17 protein-coding genes are annotated in these 17,840 nt (G+C 46.1%); 8 read left to right on the top strand and 9 right to left on the bottom strand.

Annotated elements, in window-relative coordinates; genetic code table 11:
• Nucleotides 1–139: 139 nt before the first annotated feature.
• Entirely contained in the window at nt 140–1,405 is a 1,266-nt protein-coding gene (larA, locus tag VNM22_02540; GenBank protein HWP46017.1) for a nickel-dependent lactate racemase, read from the top strand.
• Nucleotides 1,406–1,514: 109 nt separating this feature from the next.
• Complete coding sequence (locus VNM22_02535; GenBank protein HWP46016.1) at nt 1,515–1,856, top strand: phage holin family protein; 342 nt, start codon at nt 1,515–1,517, stop codon at nt 1,854–1,856.
• A gap of 69 nt (nt 1,857–1,925) precedes the next feature.
• Here VNM22_02535 and acpS read toward each other — a convergent pair whose 3' ends face one another.
• A complete protein-coding gene (gene acpS / locus VNM22_02530; protein HWP46015.1) occupies nt 1,926–2,303 on the bottom strand; it encodes a holo-ACP synthase in 378 nt (125 codons plus the stop codon).
• Nucleotides 2,304–2,315: 12 nt separating this feature from the next.
• Complete coding sequence (locus VNM22_02525) at nt 2,316–2,738, bottom strand: VanZ family protein (GenBank protein HWP46014.1); 423 nt, start codon at nt 2,736–2,738, stop codon at nt 2,316–2,318.
• A 417-nt stretch (nt 2,739–3,155) separates the two neighbouring features.
• On the opposite strand from VNM22_02525, the gene lsrF reads away from it, so the two are divergent.
• The 4 genes from lsrF (at nt 3,156) to VNM22_02505 (ending at nt 7,797) form a co-directional block, all read left to right on the top strand.
• A complete protein-coding gene (lsrF, locus tag VNM22_02520; protein HWP46013.1) occupies nt 3,156–4,052 on the top strand; it encodes a 3-hydroxy-5-phosphonooxypentane-2,4-dione thiolase in 897 nt (298 codons plus the stop codon).
• A 174-nt stretch (nt 4,053–4,226) separates the two neighbouring features.
• On the top strand, nt 4,227–5,033 hold the full coding sequence (otsB, locus tag VNM22_02515) for a trehalose-phosphatase (GenBank protein HWP46012.1): 807 nt from the start codon (nt 4,227–4,229) through the stop codon (nt 5,031–5,033).
• A 1-nt stretch (nt 5,034) separates the two neighbouring features.
• Nucleotides 5,035–6,537 carry a trehalose-6-phosphate synthase gene (locus tag VNM22_02510; GenBank protein HWP46011.1) on the top strand — a complete coding sequence of 501 codons (1,503 nt, stop codon included), beginning with the start codon at nt 5,035–5,037 and terminating at the stop codon, nt 6,535–6,537.
• Nucleotides 6,538–6,570: 33 nt separating this feature from the next.
• Complete coding sequence (locus VNM22_02505; protein HWP46010.1) at nt 6,571–7,797, top strand: cation:proton antiporter; 1,227 nt, start codon at nt 6,571–6,573, stop codon at nt 7,795–7,797.
• A 212-nt stretch (nt 7,798–8,009) separates the two neighbouring features.
• Here the strand turns inward: VNM22_02505 and VNM22_02500 are convergent, their stop codons facing one another.
• Nucleotides 8,010–9,605 (bottom strand): class I adenylate-forming enzyme family protein, encoded by a 1,596-nt coding sequence (locus VNM22_02500; protein ID HWP46009.1) that lies wholly within the window; start codon nt 9,603–9,605, stop codon nt 8,010–8,012.
• Between the two features lie 170 nt (nt 9,606–9,775).
• On the bottom strand, nt 9,776–10,909 hold the full coding sequence (gene lpxB / locus VNM22_02495) for a lipid-A-disaccharide synthase (GenBank protein HWP46008.1): 1,134 nt from the start codon (nt 10,907–10,909) through the stop codon (nt 9,776–9,778).
• Nucleotides 10,910–11,382: 473 nt separating this feature from the next.
• Between lpxB and VNM22_02490 the strand changes: the two genes are divergently transcribed.
• The gene (locus VNM22_02490; GenBank protein HWP46007.1) at nt 11,383–12,033 is read left to right on the top strand and encodes a zinc-ribbon domain-containing protein; all 651 of its coding nucleotides are present in this window, start codon (nt 11,383–11,385) and stop codon (nt 12,031–12,033) included.
• A gap of 83 nt (nt 12,034–12,116) precedes the next feature.
• Nucleotides 12,117–12,620: a Rid family detoxifying hydrolase gene (locus VNM22_02485; GenBank protein ID HWP46006.1), complete on the top strand. Its 504-nt coding sequence runs from the start codon at nt 12,117–12,119 to the stop codon at nt 12,618–12,620.
• A gap of 195 nt (nt 12,621–12,815) precedes the next feature.
• On the opposite strand, the gene VNM22_02480 is transcribed toward VNM22_02485, so the two are convergent.
• The 5 genes from VNM22_02480 to VNM22_02460 all read right to left on the bottom strand — a co-directional run bounded on the left by VNM22_02480 (nt 12,816) and on the right by VNM22_02460 (nt 17,771).
• Nucleotides 12,816–13,520, bottom strand: coding sequence for an ABC transporter ATP-binding protein (locus tag VNM22_02480; protein HWP46005.1), 705 nt, complete (start codon nt 13,518–13,520; stop codon nt 12,816–12,818).
• A gap of 5 nt (nt 13,521–13,525) precedes the next feature.
• Nucleotides 13,526–14,332, bottom strand: coding sequence for an ABC transporter ATP-binding protein (locus VNM22_02475; protein ID HWP46004.1), 807 nt, complete (start codon nt 14,330–14,332; stop codon nt 13,526–13,528).
• Between the two features lie 2 nt (nt 14,333–14,334).
• Nucleotides 14,335–15,579: a hypothetical protein gene (locus VNM22_02470; GenBank protein HWP46003.1), complete on the bottom strand. Its 1,245-nt coding sequence runs from the start codon at nt 15,577–15,579 to the stop codon at nt 14,335–14,337.
• A 1-nt stretch (nt 15,580) separates the two neighbouring features.
• Nucleotides 15,581–16,507 (bottom strand): branched-chain amino acid ABC transporter permease, encoded by a 927-nt coding sequence (locus tag VNM22_02465; protein ID HWP46002.1) that lies wholly within the window; start codon nt 16,505–16,507, stop codon nt 15,581–15,583.
• A gap of 127 nt (nt 16,508–16,634) precedes the next feature.
• A complete protein-coding gene (locus VNM22_02460; protein ID HWP46001.1) occupies nt 16,635–17,771 on the bottom strand; it encodes a branched-chain amino acid ABC transporter substrate-binding protein in 1,137 nt (378 codons plus the stop codon).
• Nucleotides 17,772–17,840: the final 69 nt, after the last annotated feature.

The following is a 17,840-nucleotide window of genomic DNA, read 5'->3' as shown; positions in this document are numbered from 1 at the left end:
AAATTCAAATTAGCTTGACGTCTCCCCTTATAGCGTAGTACCTTCCCCTTAGAAGCTATCTACATGACCTATAAGAAATCTGTTTTCCCGGAGAAAATGGATTTCTCCCTTTACAATCTTAAATACGGAGTGTGCTCTTATGAAAGTTAAGCTTGCTTATGGAAAGACCGGGTTAGAAGTAAATTTGCCGGATGACCGGGTAACTGTGGTGGAACCTGAGTTTATTCCCGGCCTGGCAGATGAAAAATCGGCTTTTGTAGAAGCCTTAAGACATCCCATAGGGACGCCACCTCTACAGGATTTGATAAAGTCTTCGGATACCGTGGCCATTGTCTTTTCGGATATTACCCGACCGACTCCTAATAAGAAGATCCTTCCCTGGTTACTAGAAGAAATATCCCACGTTCCGCGAAATCAGGTGGTCCTTATCAATGGAATTGGCCTCCATCGTCCTAATACCCGAGAGGAGCTGATGGATTTAATCGGCCGGGAAGTTATGGACAATTATCGGGTTATCAACCATGAGCCTCATAAAAAAGAGCTATTAACTTATCTGGGAAAGACACGATTTGGAGGAGATATCTGGATCAATTCGGAGTATTTAGAGGCATCGGCTAAGATCTTGACCGGGTTTATCGAGCCTCATTTTTTTGCAGGATTTTCGGGAGGGCCTAAAGCCGTACTACCCAGCGTGAGCGGCCACGACTCTATCATGCATAATCATAGCGCCAAAATGATTGGACATCCCAACGCTTCCTGGGGAATTACCAGCGGAAACCCCATCTTCGAGGAAATGCTAGAGGTTGCCCTGTTGACCCGACCTACTTTTCTGGCCAATGTCACCATTAACAGTAAAAAGGAAATTACCGGAATTTTTGCCGGTGATTTGGTTCAGGCCCACCGTAAGGGAACCGAATTCGTTAAGAAGACGGCCATGCGTCCGGTGTCGAAGCCTTTTGATATTGTAATTACCACCAACAGCGGATATCCCCTGGATCTTAATCTCTACCAGGCCGTTAAAGGAATGTCTGCAGCCTCTCGAATTGTCAAGGAAGGAGGAAGTATTATCATTGCTTCTGAATGCTCCCAGGGAATCCCGGACCATGGTAATTACGGCAAACTACTTCAAATGCGGTCTACACCGGCCGAGTTGCTGGAAATGATTAATGCTCCAGACTTCTCCCTGTTCGATCAATGGCAGGTCCAGATCCAGGCCATGATCCAGCTTAAAGCCAGAGTTTATGTATACTCTCTTTTACCGGATGATGTGATCCAAAAATGCCAGCTTCTCCCCTGTCAAAATATCGAAACAACTGTGGATCGGCTTCTGAAAGAATATGGACCTCAAGCTCGAATAGCAGTGCTTCCTCAAGGGCCTATGACAATCCCTTATTTAGTAGAATAACCCGACCGGTTCATTGTTCTTTGTATCATTGTTCTTTGTAAACGACGAAGGATTAAAAGGGGTGATAATCGGTAGATAACAGGCAAGGGACAATGGATCCAATGATTTTATGATGCACATCCTTTTACGTTGGTTATTGTCGGCTGTGTCCTTTATCATTGTGGCGAAGATCTTGCCGGGATTTCGGCTTAAGGATTTTCAAAGAGCTCTGGCTGCTGCCGCAGTTTACGGGATTCTCCAGTTTCTTTTATTCAAGCTTCTGGTCATTATCAGCTTTATTCCAGTTATCTTGACCTTTGGACTCTTTGTATTTGTGATCAATGCGTTTCTTCTCTATCTGACCGATGTGCTGGTGGAAGGATTTGAAATCGATAATGCTCTTACCACTCTGATCGGAGCAGTTCTTTTGAGCCTGTTGAATAATTTATTTTACTTCCTACTCCGGGTCTAGAAAGATAGCCGTGTTTCCAAAACTATCCTCACTCGATAGTGAGGTACTTTAAACCCCCTCTTTTTATCCTTAACATTCGATAAGGGCTTGGGCAATGGCATAATCTCCATCGTGGGATAAACTGATCAGTACCTGCTTGACCTGGAGCTCCCCGGCAAGCTCCTGGCATTTACCGGAGAGTTTGACCTGGGGTCGACCTCCTTCATCGTTGAACACCTCTACATCATGCCAGGTTACCCCTCGACTCCAGCCGGTTCCAAAAGCCTTGAATACAGCTTCCTTGACCGCAAATCGCACGGCATAATGTTGAATTTTTAAGGCTTTGCTGGAACAGTATTCAATTTCCCGAGGGGTAAAGACGCGTTCAAGAAATCGCTTCCCCCTTCGATTTATAACCTCTTCTAATCGGGAGATACGAACCACATCGATACCTATACCGTAAATCATAGGGAGAGGACTTTATTTTTTAAATACCCGGGTTTTTAAAAAACTAATCAGACAAAAGATACCCACGGCCAAAACAGCCCCAGCAAAATCGGCGACTATATCGCGAACGCTAAATTCTCGATGCGGTACAAACAACTGATGAATCTCATCCGAGATTCCATACAGGGTCGTGGTCCATAGAGTAAGTAAATACCGGGTACCTTGATGGGCAGGAATGGTATACATCGAGAAACTCCGAAGAAGAAGCATACCTAAAAAAGAATACTCGATGGTATGCAGGAGATAATCGGGGGCCTTCCGGGGTATCGGCGGATGGGATAGAGAAGATAGATAAAAAATAACTGCCATATAGATAAAACTAGGGGCCCACGTGTAAAGAAAATATAAGGCCTTGTTCCGTCGAAGCCGGTTGAGATAGGATTGGGTTAAATACATGTTAAGAACCTACGGTAAGTTTTCATCCTTGTCAACCTCGGGATGTCGATAAAAAGTTTTTAGAAATTTCTTGCTAATTCGAATAGTACTTTGGTAAAGGTAAATTTAAATAGCTATTCTGCCCTCACCCCCCTCTCCCGAAGCCTTGGGAGAAGGAGGTGAGGGCAAAACGATCCTTTCAAATTTTAGGTAAAATGATTTTTATATTTCCCGATAAGGATTAATTTGTTTAAAGGAACCACGCAGGCCCTTACCCCCTGACTCCTCTCCCGAGGCTTCTGGAGAGGGGAAGTGTGGAGAAGCGGTCCGATGCTTTACTTCACTCCTCTCTCCTCTTGTGGGAGAGGGGCCGGGGGTGAGGGTATGCAGTACATTTAAAGATCCTAACCCGCTCATCTTAACAAAAGGAGGTTGAAAATGGCAGATAAAGACAGCTTACAAGAAACACACAATTTTTATTTGGATATTCCCATGGAAAATGAACTGTTCAGATTACGAGGTTCCAATTCGCTGGATTGGGGGATGAAAAATCGATTATCAAAAATATTTTGTCCGGAAACCGGCCGTACGGTGATGCTGGCCATTGATCATGGATATTTTTTAGGACCCACCACAGGATTGGAACGGGTTGATGTGACGATCCTGCCCCTGCTTCCCTACGCCGATACCCTTATGTGTACCCGAGGAATTCTGCGCTCTACCATTCCTCCAACCTTTACAAAGGGGATTGTCCTCCGGGCCAGTGGAGGTCCCAGCATCCTTAAAGAGCTCTCCAATGAAGAAATTGCCGTTGACATTGAAGACGCCATTCGTTTGAATATTGCAGCTCTTGCCGTCCAGGTCTTTGTTGGAGGTGAATACGAGACCAAATCGATTCACAACATGACCCGACTGGTAGATCTGGGCCATCGGTATGGGATTCCAGTTTTGGGCGTTACCGCCGTAGGTAAAGAGATGGTTCGGGATGCAAAATACCTGCGCCTGGCAACCCGAATATGTGCAGAATTGGGTGCCTCTTATATTAAGACCTATTATGTTTCCGAAGGATTTGAGACCATAACGGCTTCCTGTCCGGTTCCCATCGTTATTGCCGGCGGAAAAAAAATTCCGAAACTCGAAGCCCTGAGAATGGCTTACCAGGCTGTTCAGCAAGGCGCCGCAGGGGTTGACATGGGGCGAAACATATTCCAGTCTGAAGATCCCGTAGCCATGATTCAGGCTGTGAGAAAAGTGGTCCATGAAGACATGAAACCGGAAGAAGCTTACGAGTTGTGCCTGACTTTAGAAAATGAAAGAAAAAGACAAAGAAGGTAAGAATCTGTAATTCTACTTCCCTGTGAAAGGGTTAGGATCCTACCCATTTGTGTTTTGTGGGACTTTACCGGTAGAGAAATTTGTTTATCGGGATAAAAGCCATAACCCCATCAACATTCGGGTATTGTTGAAGTGGTTGATGAAAAGGAGAACCGTTTTTGGAGGTACGAAAGAATGAGATTGTTCCAAAACAATCTGCGACAAGACCAATTACTGGAGTTATTCTTTATCATGCTGTCAAGTACCCATCAACGGGCACTACTTCTTGATTACGATGGAACCCTGGCACCATTTCGTATCCAACGGGATCAAGCGACTCCATATCCTGGTGTACGTGAGGCCTTAGAGACCCTCTTCGAGGCTCGTCATACTCGTATTGTCTTAATTACCGGACGGTGGATAAAGGATCTGATTCCGCTTCTTGGACTTAAATCTCCTGTGGAGATTTGGGGTTCTCATGGCTGGGAACGTCTGATGCCGGACGGTACTTATGAAATAGCTAAATTGGATGAACGGGCTCTACAAGGCCTTACCAAAGCAAACGCATGGATCGAAGCAGAAGGCCTCAGAGACCGTTGCGAACAAAAACCCGCCAGTCTTGCTCTTCATTGGAGAGGATTAGAACTGAGGGTCGTTAAACAAATGCGGGAGAAAATCCTGAAGAGCTGGTCACTGCTTTCTTGGGAGACAGGACTCACCTTGCACGAATTTGATGGTGGGATTGAACTTAGAGTTCCCGGAAGAAGCAAGGGTTTTGCAGTGGAGACAATTCTTTCGGAAATGGGGGAAGATACTGTCGTGGCCTATTTGGGAGATGATCAAACCGACGAAGATGCCTTTAAAGCTGTCAAAGGAAAAGGACTTGGTATCCTGGTTCGTGAAAAGTTCCGCCCCACCCGTGCAGATATCTGGCTAAAACCCCCTGAAGAATTGTTGGAATTTTTCTCAAATTGGGAGCAGGCTTGTAAAAAAGGAAAGTGACATGAAAACACAAGGGAGTCGCCTTATCATTGTATCAAACCGATTGCCCATTGTCTTGACTCAAGGAGAAAATGGGCAATGGAGTATCAAGCCTGGCTCTGGTGGATTGGTTACTGCCCTGGTTCCAATATTACGAAATCGTGGAGGAGTATGGATCGGTTGGTCTGGAATGGTGGAAGAAGAAAATGTAGATTTGGGAGAGCTTCTGGCCGATGCAACTAAAAAATCAGGATATACCCTTAGACCGGTCTCCCTGACAGCTGAGGAAAAAAGCAAATTCTATCATGGATTTTCCAATGAAATTATCTGGCCTCTCTTTCACGACCTTCAATCTCGCTGCAATTTTGATCCGACCTATTGGCTTGTTTATCAATCAGTTAATCACAAATTCGCCCGTGTGATTGCTGAGAATATCAAGGAAAATGATTTTATCTGGGTTCATGACTATCACCTGATGAACGTAGCGAAGGAATTGCGTGCCATGGGAGTTACCTCCAAGATAGGATTTTTTCTCCATATTCCCTTCCCTCCATTGGATATCTTCATCAAGCTTCCATGGCGATTTCAAGTTTTGCATGCCCTTTTGGAGTATGATACCCTCGGATTTCAGACCTTAAGGGATCGGCACAACTTTGTGCAGTGTCTTCGTATCCTGATCCGGGACATTACCCTATATGGCAAGGGGCAAATCCTCACGGGTCGTATTAAGAACCGAGAAGTCAGGATAGGTAGTTTCCCCATTAGTATCGACTATCGTGCATTCGCCAAACAGGCTGCCTCCCAGGAGGTTTGTGAGAGAGCCCGATGTCTCCGTGAGGCTCTCCTGAATTGCCGTATCATCCTGGGTGTGGATCGTCTGGATTATACCAAGGGGATTCCCGAAAGGTTGAAAGCCTTCAGGAATGCCCTTATCCGTTTTCCAGATTTGCATCGGAAGGTTACACTGGTCCAGATAGTGGTACCCAGCCGTGTAGAGATTCCCGAATACTCAGATCTCAAAGTAGAAATTGAACGTCTGGTGAGTGAGATCAACGGACAGTTCACCCAACCCGGTTGGGTACCGATTCATTATATCTTTCGGAGCCTGGAACGTACAGAACTCCTTGCCTATTACCGGGCTGCGGATATTGCCCTGGTGACTCCCTTGAAAGATGGAATGAACCTGGTAGCTAAGGAATACTGTGCTTGTAGTATATATGGAGATGATGTGTTGATTTTGAGTGAATTTGCCGGTGCAGCAGTTCAGTTACAGAAGGGGGCCCTTTTGGTGAACCCCTATGACATTGAAGGTGTAGCCGAAGCAATTTATCGGGCCGTTAACATGAGCCAGACTGAGAGGCGATCTCGGATGCGGAAACTGCGTCGGTCCATTCGAGAACAGGATATTTTCTGGTGGGTAGACTCGTTTCTTCAAGCAAGTATTGCCCAGCATTTGGATGATTTCCCTCCTTTAGAAGGTTATGTACCTCTGGATGACTACTTACCTCAGGTTGAGCTCGAATAAGGAAATGGTTTTATGGGGCTTTGATAAGAATTTATGGAACATTTAGATATTCCAAAGTTTTTGGGACTGATGGTTATTATGCTGGGAATGGCCAAACTGGCCGGAGCTCTGGCCCAGCGGATCGGCCAACCGGCAGTCCTTGGAGAATTAATAGCCGGGATGATCCTTGGTCCTTCAGTCTTGGGGTTGGTAGATCCCAACATCGAGGTCATCCATCTCCTTGCCGAAGTAGGGGTGATTATCCTCCTCTTTGAGATTGGCCTGGAAACCGACTTGAAGAAGCTGTTGCAGGTAGGAGGTGCCTCGACCGTGGTTGCCATTGTTGGGGTGGCTTTGCCGTTTATACTGGGGTATATGGTCTGTTGGTTCCTGGGGTTGAGCAATCTGGTGGCGATAGTAGCAGGTGCCGCGCTGACGGCTACCAGTGTGGGTATTACCGCTCGCGTACTCTCCGACCTGGGTCGATTACAGGAGCCAGAAAGCCAGATCGTATTGGGAGCAGCAATTATCGACGATATTATTGGATTAATAATTCTTACGGTAGTGGCCGGGCTGACCCAGGGCCAGGAAGTAACCATTTTCCAGGTAATTAAAATAACCGGGATCGCCTTTGGCTTTTTGATTATTACCCTGCTGCTTGGAAGTTTGATTGTTCCCCTTTTGTTTCGTTGGGTCGGTCAGATCGATCTATCAGGAACTCTTACGGTACCGGCAGTTATACTGGCCTTTAGCCTGGCATGGCTCGCCGACCAGGCCGGCTCGGCCATGATTATGGGAGCCTTCACTGCCGGGCTTTTACTGGTAAAAATCCCTCAAGCCCATGAAATTGAAGTGGGTATAGCCCATCTCGGGCACTTCTTTGTTCCGCTCTTTTTTATTTCAGTCGGTGCAGCGGTTGATGTACGAGTCTTGAATCCAGCAAATCCGGCTAACCGACAAACTCTATTGATTGGAAGTCTTCTTGTGATCGCCGCCATATCGGGCAAATTCCTGGCAGGGTACGCGCCATTTTGGTTTCGCGGTAAGAAGAGTGTTATCGGTGTAGGCATGATCCCCCGGGGGGAGGTGGGTTTAATTTTTGCTCAGATGGGTTTAAGCAGCGGGGTCTTTAATCTAAGACTCTTCAGTGCCATTACCTTGATGGTTATGATCACAACTTTTATAGCCCCACCCCTTCTGAAATTCCTGTTTCCGGCCAAACAGCCAGGACGGGAACCACCGGAACCGGAGGGGATTGAGGATCTGGTTACCAAACCCTGATTTGCCGAAACCGACCAGTGTACGGGCGTAAGGCCTTACACCCCTACCGGTCCATTGGATATAAATCTGCTCTTTTCATCCCTCCTGGAGGGGAGTACCTTTCTGCTCACAAATAAGGAAATTACTCCTTTTATTTCACCGTCCAGTATAAACCCCCTCCAGGAAAATTCCAGGAAAATTGAAGAAGTGTCAGGCCATTATCTTCTGACTTTCTATGGTTTCATCCTCTCCCTTTCCCGTTCTACTAAAACCCTCCGCAAAATCTTGCCTGAAGCTGTTTTGGGAATTGTCTCCAGGAACTCAATTTCACGGATTTTCTTATATCCGGCAACCCGCTCTTCCACGAATTTCATTAACTCTTCGGCAGTTGTATGATAGCTTTTCCTAAGAACCACGACCCCTTTAGGAACCTCTCCGGCTTCCGGGTCAGGTTTCGAGAAAACGGCGCAATCAGCCACGGCAGGATGCTGAAAGAGTATGGCTTCCAGTTCGGCAGGGGCTATGCCGAATCCTTTGTATTTGATCATTTCCTTTTTTCGATCTACAATATAGACAAATCCATCTTTATCAATTTTGGCAATATCACCGGTGTAAAGCCAGCCGTTTCGAAGAGCCTGTCGGGTCGCTTCTGGGTTTTTCCAATAACCTTTCATAACATGGGGGCCTCGCACAATCAACTCACCGACTTCATCCGGGCCTAACTCCTTTTCACCGGTTTCTATATCCACGATTTTATGCTCCTGATCCGATATACCCAATCCGACCGATTCCAATTTGGCAAAATCTCCATCTACCGGATTGGCATGGGTTAGTGGAGAGGCTTCGGTCAGGCCATAACCTTGAAGAACCCGGACTCCGGTTAATTCTTTAACAATTCTACCTACTTCGGGAGCCAGGGGAGCAGCTCCGGTGAAAATAAACCGGAGAGAGGAAAGATTGTATTGTTTAATCTCTGGATAATTGGCCATGGCAATCAAGATAGGCGGTACGGCAAAGTGCATGGTTACCCGATACTTTTCAACTAAGGTCAGAGATTCAACCATATCAAACCGTTCCATGAGGACCTGCGTGGCCCCGGCATAGATGGAACTCCCCATGAGCATAGTCCCGTAGATATGATAAAAGGGAAGGAAAATCAGCAGAGTATCTCGATCGGTCATTCGTGAGGAGGAAATAAACTGGATATGATTGGTCACCAGGTTCGACTGGGTCAACATGGTTCCTTTAGGAAGTCCCGTTGTTCCACTGGAGTAAGGAAGGGCGACCAGATCCTCTCGCAGGTCTAAATCCACAGGAGGCGGACGTTTAGGAGAGGATTTACGGATAAGGTCATCGAACGAAAGCGTATCTTCTGCCGGCGTGGCTCCTACTACAATCACCGTCTTAAGTTCCGGCATATCGGGTCGTGCTTCCCGAACCACTGGATATAAAGTCTCCTGGGTAATTAAGACCTTAGCCTCAGAATCATTGATCTGATAAGCCACTTCCATTTTCTTGTAAGAGGGATTTAAAGGTGTTGCAACGGCTCCGATCCTCGCCGCAGCAATAAAACTAATCACCCATTCGGGTCGGTTCATCATAAATAGTGCAACCTTATCTCCCTTGGTGACTCCTAGACTCAAAAGGGCATTGGCCATACTGTTAACCAGGGCATCTAACTCTCGGAAGGTAATGCAAAGATCTTTAAAGATAATTGCGGGTTTATTTGAATACTTCTGAGCTGCCTCCCTCAGCATCTCGTGATAAGGTATCTCAGGATACTCCAGGGAGGGTCTGAAAAGTGCTGATTTGAAAATCAGATCTGGCATAGAAACACCGTATGAGAGTATGGGAGTATAGGGGTATGAGGTATGGAGGTATGGGGGTGTGGGAGTAGGGGAATGGCTATACTCCCATACTCCCACACTTCCATACTCTCACACCTCCATACCTCATACCCCCATACCTCCATACCCCTACACTTCCATACTCTCACACCTCATATCTTTTTCAGAACTTCGATGACAGCCTGAGCCGCCCGATCAGAGGCACCGGGTTCTCCCAGTTTTTCCCTGACTTTAGCCAATTCTTCTCGGATAGCCATCAGTTTAGCTGGATCCTGGAGAAGTTTGATGGCTTCCTGGGCGATTCGTTCGGGAGTTGCATCCTGTTGGATCAGTTCGGGTGCCAGTTGCTTTCCGGCAACCAGGTTGACCATTCCAATGTAAGGGACTCGAATGAGCCTTTTTCCCAGTGCATAGGTTAACGGAGATACTTTATAGGTAATGATCATGGGAACCTTTAAAAGGGCTGCTTCTATGGTTACGGTACCTGAAGCGACTATTAATAAATCGGCAGCATTCATGGCTTCATAGCCTCTGTTTTTTATGATTTGAACAGGGGTCTGTCCTGGAAATTTTAAGAGAAGCGCTTCCTGGATGGAAGGGGCCAGGGGGAGGATAAATTGGGTCTGGGGAATTTGTTTAGAGATAAGATCTGCAGCCGATCGCATAACCGGATAGAGTCGCCTGATTTCATTTTCTCGACTTCCCGGGAGTAGTCCGATAAGGGGGCGGGAAGGATCCAGTCCGTATCCCCTGCAGAATTGGATTTTATCAAGTTCAGGTTTAACCCGATCTATCAGGGGATGCCCAACCCAGGTTACATCAACCCCTACCTGTTGGTATAGCTCTTGCTCAAAGGGAAAGATAACGATCATTTTCGTAACCAGCCTGGCAATAAGGTAAATACGATTTCGCCGCCAGGCCCATACTTGAGGACTTATATAATAAACAATGGGGATTTTAAGTTTTTTGGCTTTTCGAGCTACTCTGAGGTTAAAATCGGGATAATCGATCAAAATGAGTAGATCCGGTCTGGAGGTTTTAAGGGTATGAAGGACCTGCCTATATACTTTTCGGATAGTATTAAGTTTTGCCAGAACTTCCCAAGCTCCGGTTACTCCCAATCGGGAAATATCCTGGATCAGAGTGACTCCTTCTCTTTGCATGTGAATCCCACCAATTCCGTAAAATCTTCCTTCCGGCAAGGAGCTGCGGATAGATTTGACCAAATAGGCTCCATGAAGGTCCCCAGAAGCTTCCCCGGCAATGAGCATGATCTTTGGTGACATCAAAATCATAAAAATTGTGTATCATAGGTTATAAAGGCGGTCAAATAAAAAATTTGATATGTGAAAGTACTTGACAGCGAAAAGCTAATTTACTAGGATTATTCAAGCTATCATGGATCCTTTAACTTTGCCTAAAAGGCAGATAGTTATTCAGTCCTAAAGACGTTAGGACCTATATATCGAGGAAGTACTCTGCTATTGATAAGACTCCCAAGAGAGCAACTTTCCAGGGTAGGTTTTTAGTAACTTCTGGAGAGGTACCTCCATCTTTGTCTTCTCCTCCGGTTTTATAGAAATGGGAGAAGGGTCAAAGTAAAGGCCTGTTTAGGTATACTTCTGGGAAACCTATCCTTGAAAGCCAAAGGATCAGAGGTGGGGGTCCTAGCAAGGAGAGAATCGACTCAAACTTTGCAAAGCAGGATTGCCGAAGTCAATCCGTTTTGCATCGTTTGAGTTCTCAGGTGAATTCGGCTGTGAAGATTATTATTCAATGTCCAGGTTGTAAGTCCAAGTACAAAATGGAAAAGGCTAAAATTCCAGATGAAGGGAAAAAAATAAAATGTCCTAAATGTACTCGCGTATTTATTGTAAAAAAGCCTAAAGAAACTGCTGGCTCTAAACCCGTTCCTCCCCCCTCAGTTCCCAAACAACCTCCATCGACAGAGAAACCAAAGGAAACTTCTAAACAGCCTTTTCTACCCAAACAATCCCCTCTACCCAGGCCGCAACCTGAACCGGTTAAAGAAGAGAAAAAAGGTTATGTTCCCTTAAAGGATCGGCCACGGCCCATAACTTGCCGGGACCTTTTTGAAACCATGCATGAGCGCTTTATTCCAGAAAAGGCTCAAGGCTTTGATGCTACCATTGCCTATTCTATCTCTGGAGATAGTACCGATAAGGGCGGAGAATGGACCGTCCGGGTGATCGATCAAAAATGTATTGTCAGGGAAGGGATCGATCCAACTGCTCCTACGAAAGTCTCGGTTAAAGCCAAGGATTATATGAAGATAGCCACCGGTAAAATGGACGGAAGGGTTGCTTTTATGTTGGGTAAAATCAAAATTAGAGGAGATAAAACTCCTCTGGCCGGTTTTAGAGAGTTATTCAGAAAACCGGAGATTTGATAAAGAATGAGAGAAAAATGAGAGAAAGGGGAGTAAGGAGGACCCTAAGATCGTTCGGACTTAGATTTCATAAAAGGAGGAGTATGATGATATCAAATAGTCGGGTTCGTGTTGTTACCTTACTGGCCGGCTTTGCTGGTCTGATCCTCGGAATCCTGATGACTGTAGTATTGCAAAGTGTAGTACCTGCCCAACAATCAGGGGATCGGCGTATCGTGATTCGTCCCGAGAAGTCACCGAAGACAGGGCTTCCCTTCAGCCCGGGTATCCTCGTTGGTAACACTCTGTATGTGTCCGGTCACCTGGGCCGCGATCCGGTCACCGCCAGGCTGGTATCTGGTGGTATCGAAGCCGAGACGCGCCAGGCGCTCACCAATATAGGGGAAGTCCTGAAGGCTGCGGGGATGGATTTCAAAGACGTAGTATCGGTGACGGCTTACATTACAAGTTTCGAGGATTTTGCAAAATTCAACCAAGTATACCGCGAGTTTTTTCCCCATGATCCACCGGCCAGGGCCACCGTACAGGTTGCTGCACTGAACGACGGCGCACGGATCGAGTTACAGATGATCGCGGTCAAGCCGTAAGGGTGGCCAAAGTAAATCAAGGGGGTAGAACGTGCCAGATCGATGAAGAGGCATCCGGTCTGCAGGGTTGGTAGGTTGAAATAAGTTTAGTGTTTGATGCTTCTTAACGGTGCATGCTCTTTCCCTGCCGGTCGGCAGGGGCGATTCAAGCCTGTGAATGGGCTGGATTCCAGGCTTTCCCTTTTTCTAGTTTTATTACTCTCCCAGATATGCCTCCCGTACCCGTTTATCTCTTAGAAGGGCTTTCGCATCATCCTGCATGACGATTTGACCGGTTTCCATGACATAGCCTTTTTGGGCTAAGTTTAAGGCCATATGGGCATTTTGTTCGACCAGAAATATAGTCGTTCCTTCTTCGTTGATTTCCTTGATAATTTTAAAAATCTGCTCTACAATCATGGGGGCTAATCCCAGGGAAGGTTCATCTAACAACAGAAGCTTCGGTCTGGCCATGAGGGCTCTGGCTATGGCCAACATTTGTTGTTCTCCCCCACTGAGGGTTCCCCCGGCCTGCTTTTGTCGCTCCCTTAAAATAGGGAATAAAGAGAAAACATGGTCTAGATCTTCTCGAATCTTTGTTTTATCCCGTCGCAGAAAAGCCCCCATTTCTAAGTTTTCCAGGACGGTAAGGCGGGGGAAAATTCTACGACCTTCGGGAACTTGAGAGATTCCCATGGCCACAATCTGATCCGGCGGTTTATTCATGATGGGTTCTCCATTAAATTCGATTATTCCCTGGCGAATCTTATTAATACCGCAGATAGACATGAGGGTGGTAGACTTTCCGGCTCCATTGCCGCCGATAAGACAAACAATTTCTCCCTGGTTTACCTCCAGGGAAACCCCTTTAAGGGCATGGATATGGCCATAGAAGGTATGTACGTTATGTAATCGCAGCATGGATATTAACCGTGTGAAATCTCTTTTCCCAGATAAGCTTCAATGACTTTGGGATCTTTCTGAACCTCCTTAGGAGACCCTTCTGAGATTTTTTCACCGTGATCCAGAACAACGATCCGATCCGAGATCCCCATGACCAGTTTCATATGGTGTTCGATGAGCAAAACCGTGATGTCCCGAGCCCGAATCTTATCGATGAGGGACATCAGCACCTTGGTTTCCTGGGGATTCATACCGGCTGCTGGCTCATCGAGTAAAAGGAGATGCGGATCGGTACTGAGGGCACGGGCAATCTCCAGGCGTCGTTGGTCTCCATAGGGGAGATTTTTGGCCAGCATCCAGGCTTTATCCCGAAGTCCTACAAAATGAAGTAAATCCATGGACTTAGAGGCAAGGTCCCTTTCTTCTTTTAGAACCTTAGGGGTTCTGAAAATAGACCCCAAAACTCCGGAATGCAGTCGACAATGGGCTCCGGTCATTACATTTTCCAGGGCCGTCATATCGGCAAAGAGGCGAATATTCTGAAAAGTCCGGGCAAGGCCCCATTTGGTAATCTGGTTAGGTTTGACGATCTTTCGAGAGGAAGAAGAATAAATCTGAATAGGACCTGAGGTATATTTGGTATGGATAACAATTTCTCCCTTGGTGGGGGGGTACATGCCGGTCACACAATTGAAAAAAGTTGTTTTCCCGGCCCCGTTAGGGCCGATCAATCCTACAATTTCCCCTTCATCGATATAAAAATCGAGATTTTCAATAGCTTTAAGACCGCCGAAGTATTTCGCAAGCTTTCGGGTTTCTAGTAACCGCATGATCAGAGCTCCTGACTTTTACTGGCTACTTCATAAACAAATTCTGGCTTTTGTTCTATTATCTTTTCCTCTTTTTCAGGATGCAATTCCAATTTGCGACGTGCACTGGGGATCAAACCCTGGGGTCGGAAAATCATCACCAAAACCATCAACATCCCAAAAATGAGCATTCGGGCCCGTGAGAAGTCTACTTGCATAAAGGGAAGGTAGAAATCCCTTAGCATTTCAGGAAGGACTACCAGCACAATTGCACCCAGGATAACGCCTGGAATACTTCCCATTCCCCCTAAGACGACCATACACAGGATAATGACCGATTCAAAGAAAGTGAAACTTTCCGGTGAGATAAAACTCATTTTACTGGCGAAAAATACCCCGCCCAAACCGGCCCACATGGCTCCCAAGGCAAAGGCCAGAAGCTTCATCCGGGTGGTATCAATACCCATAGCCTCTGCAGCGACTTCATCTTCTCGGATGGCGATCCAGGCTCGTCCAATCCTCGAGTGGTTCAGCCGGTTGACCACAAAAATGGTTATGATAACAATCAGGAGGATTAAGTAATAGTAATGGATAGGCTGGCTAAAAACGAACTTTTTACCCAGAGATGGGGCTTCAATTCCGATTAATCCGTTGGGACCCCGGGTCACCCGGTCCCAGTTGTTCAGAATAATTCGAATCATCTCCCCAAATCCCAGGGTGACAATGGCCAGATAATCTCCTCGTAATCGAAGCGTAGGGGCTCCCAACAGGACACCAAAAGTGGCCGCCATCAAGGCTCCTAAAGGAAGGGCTAACCAGAAGGAAGTGCCATAATGAATGGATAGTAAACCGTATAAATAGGCACCTACGGCATAAAATGCAACATATCCCAGATCCAGTAATCCGGCCAGCCCTACGACGATATTTAAACCCAGGGCCAGACAAATATAGATTCCACACATGACGGCCACGTCCACGACATAACGATTGTTGAATAGGGGAAATAAGAGGGCTAAAACCAGGAGAATCCCCAAGACAATACGTCGGTCTATCCGGTTGAGATTACGGTGAAAGCCTTGTTGATAAGAAGAAGCTCTTTCTAACCATTGTTTGACGGTCTTGGTATTCCGTAGGGTGGTTATCGCTAACCATAATCCCCCACCGGCTAAGAGAAGGATTATCAAAAGCCCCGCATGTTTTCCCATAAAAGGAAAGGTAAGAAATCCAAACCACAGAGAGATGGCCATCACTCTAAGAATTTTTTTCATGCTATATCTTCTCCGCGACCTGTTCGCCTAATAGACCTGAAGGTCTAAATATCAAAACTAAAACTAAAATGGCAAAGGCAAAAACATCCTTATACTGAGCTCCATGGGGAGGAGGAATAAATCCGGCTGCAAAGGCTTCCAGTAAACCCAAAAGAAATCCTCCCAGCATGGCTCCAGCAATGTTTCCAACCCCACCCAATACAGCCGCCGTGAAAGCTTTTAAACCTGCCACATAACCGATATAAAAATTGACCAATCCATAATACATTCCCACCATAATCCCTGCAACGGCGGCTAAGGACGATCCGATAATGAAAGTTATAGAGATCACCCGATCAATGTTGATTCCTACCAGACTGGCCATTTTCTTATCTTGGGCAGTCGCCCGCATGGCCTTACCTAATCGAGTATTTTTAATAAATAACTGGAGGGCTATCATCAGAAGGACCGAGATCACCATGATAAAAACCTGGATGTAGGATATGCGAACTTCATCTATATTAATCCCACCTGTAAATAAGGGGGGAAAGAATTTATCTCGAGCCCCCTGGGTCAGCATGACGTAATTTTGTAAAAAAATAGACATACCCAGGGCTGTAATGAGGGGTGATAACCTGGGGGCCTGACGGAGAGGGCGATAGGCGATTCGTTCCATGGTAAACCCGTAGGCGGCGCAATATACCATGGAAACCACCAGGACAATTCCCATGGCCAGTGCAAGGCTGTTCTGGGTCAGACCTTGCATGCTTAAAACTCCCAGCGTAATAATCCCTATATATGCCCCGATCATGTAAATCTCTCCATGGGCAAAATTGATCAACTCGATAATTCCATAGACCATAGTATATCCCAGGGCAATAAGTGCATAAACGGCCCCGATTGTAAGTCCGTTAATCAACTGCTGGATAATATATTCAAGAAAAGACATTTAAAACAGCAGGTAGAAAGCTGTAACAGGAAACAAGGGAGGAGAGGGGCAAAAACAGTTACTCACTTACATCCCCTCTACCATCCCTTGCTCCCTAATTTGCTGTTTCCATCCTCTATCTAGTTACTCATTTTTTCTTCAACTCTTGAACCTGAACGAATTTTCCGTTTTTGACCTGCCAAAATACATAGGGTGATTCCAGAACATCACCCTTTTCATCGAACTGGATCGGTCCTAAGGCGGTATTAAATTTGGTCTTATGGATATAGTCGATTAATTTATTTCCGTCGGTGCTGGCCGTGCCTTTAATAGCCTCCAGGAGAATATTGGTTGCCACATAGCTGTAGATGGTATAAGCTCCTACCTCTTTGGCTTGGGGGAATTTTTCTTTAAATTTTTTAATGAAAGGCTGGGCTTCTGGAATTTTTTCCTGGTCCGGGGTAAAGCTGATATAAGCTCCTTCAGCTGCAGGTCCTGCACCATCGATAAATTCCTGGATGAAGACCCCGTCTCCGCTTACAAAAATGGTGTTCAACCCCAGATCTTTGGATTGTTTAGCCAGCAAAATGGCTTCAGGATGAATCCCTCCAAAATAGAGAACCTCCGGATTTTTCTGTTTGGCAGCAGTTAAAACCGCCGTATAATCCTTATCCCCCTGGACAATTCCGGTATAGAAAACCGGCTCAACACCTAACTTTTTGAGGCCTTTGACGGTCTCATCGGCTAACCCCTGACCGTACGTGGTTTTATCGTGGAAGACGGCTACTTTCGTTTTCTTAAGGGTATTGACGATAAAATCTGCTGCAACAGCCCCCTGTTGGTCATCCCGACCGCAGACTCGAAATACATTTTTTAGTTTACGATCTGTAAATTGAGGATTGGTAGAAGCCGGAGTGATTTGGGGGATAGGAACCTTGGCATAAACCGTTGAGGCCGGAATAGAACAACTGGAGTTGAAATGGCCTATGACCCCAACAACCCCTTCATTGACAAACTTGTTGGCAACCGCCACAGCCTGTTTGGGATCATGCTGATCGTCTCCCCAGATGATCTCAATCTTTTTTCCGAGAACACCTCCTTTTTCATTCCATTCTTCCATGGCAATGGTGCCTCCGTTTTTCAATTGCTCCCCAAAAGCCCCCTGATCCCCGGTGAGGGGACCTGCCAGCCCCAATTTAATAACCTCTTCTGCTGGGTAGGCATTTGCAGCCATCAACCCTGGAATTAGGGTTCCCATCAAAATAAGCAAGAGAAATTTTCTCATAGGACCTCCTTTTGTTAGGTTAAACTGAGAAACTTCTTCGTCGGATTTCGTCAAAGTAATGATGGAACA

Source organism: Candidatus Limnocylindrales bacterium (assembly GCA_035559535.1).
Taxonomy (GTDB): domain Bacteria; phylum Moduliflexota; class Moduliflexia; order Moduliflexales; family JAUQPW01; genus JAUQPW01.
The sequence above is the reverse complement of the archived record's forward strand: the minus strand, read 5'-3'. Positions and strand labels throughout refer to the sequence as shown.

Excerpts from the sequence above, each read along its gene's own strand:
- lpxB (HWP46008.1), bottom strand. The coding sequence starts at position 10,909 with ATGTCACCAAAGATCATGCTCATTGCCGGGGAAGCTTCTGGGGACCTT.
- VNM22_02510 (HWP46011.1), top strand. The coding sequence starts at position 5,035 with ATGAAAACACAAGGGAGTCGCCTTATCATTGTATCAAACCGATTGCCC.
- VNM22_02480 (HWP46005.1), bottom strand. The coding sequence starts at position 13,520 with ATGCTGCGATTACATAACGTACATACCTTCTATGGCCATATCCATGCC.
- VNM22_02485 (HWP46006.1), top strand. The coding sequence starts at position 12,117 with ATGATGATATCAAATAGTCGGGTTCGTGTTGTTACCTTACTGGCCGGC.
- VNM22_02500 (HWP46009.1), bottom strand. The coding sequence starts at position 9,605 with ATGCCAGATCTGATTTTCAAATCAGCACTTTTCAGACCCTCCCTGGAG.
- VNM22_02505 (HWP46010.1), top strand. The coding sequence starts at position 6,571 with ATGGAACATTTAGATATTCCAAAGTTTTTGGGACTGATGGTTATTATG.
- VNM22_02535 (HWP46016.1), top strand. The coding sequence starts at position 1,515 with ATGATGCACATCCTTTTACGTTGGTTATTGTCGGCTGTGTCCTTTATC.
- VNM22_02460 (HWP46001.1), bottom strand. The coding sequence starts at position 17,771 with ATGAGAAAATTTCTCTTGCTTATTTTGATGGGAACCCTAATTCCAGGG.
- larA (HWP46017.1), top strand. The coding sequence starts at position 140 with ATGAAAGTTAAGCTTGCTTATGGAAAGACCGGGTTAGAAGTAAATTTG.
- otsB (HWP46012.1), top strand. The coding sequence starts at position 4,227 with ATGAGATTGTTCCAAAACAATCTGCGACAAGACCAATTACTGGAGTTA.
- acpS (HWP46015.1), bottom strand. The coding sequence starts at position 2,303 with ATGATTTACGGTATAGGTATCGATGTGGTTCGTATCTCCCGATTAGAA.
- VNM22_02470 (HWP46003.1), bottom strand. The coding sequence starts at position 15,579 with ATGAAAAAAATTCTTAGAGTGATGGCCATCTCTCTGTGGTTTGGATTT.
- VNM22_02525 (HWP46014.1), bottom strand. The coding sequence starts at position 2,738 with ATGTATTTAACCCAATCCTATCTCAACCGGCTTCGACGGAACAAGGCC.
- VNM22_02475 (HWP46004.1), bottom strand. The coding sequence starts at position 14,332 with ATGCGGTTACTAGAAACCCGAAAGCTTGCGAAATACTTCGGCGGTCTT.
- lsrF (HWP46013.1), top strand. The coding sequence starts at position 3,156 with ATGGCAGATAAAGACAGCTTACAAGAAACACACAATTTTTATTTGGAT.
- VNM22_02465 (HWP46002.1), bottom strand. The coding sequence starts at position 16,507 with ATGTCTTTTCTTGAATATATTATCCAGCAGTTGATTAACGGACTTACA.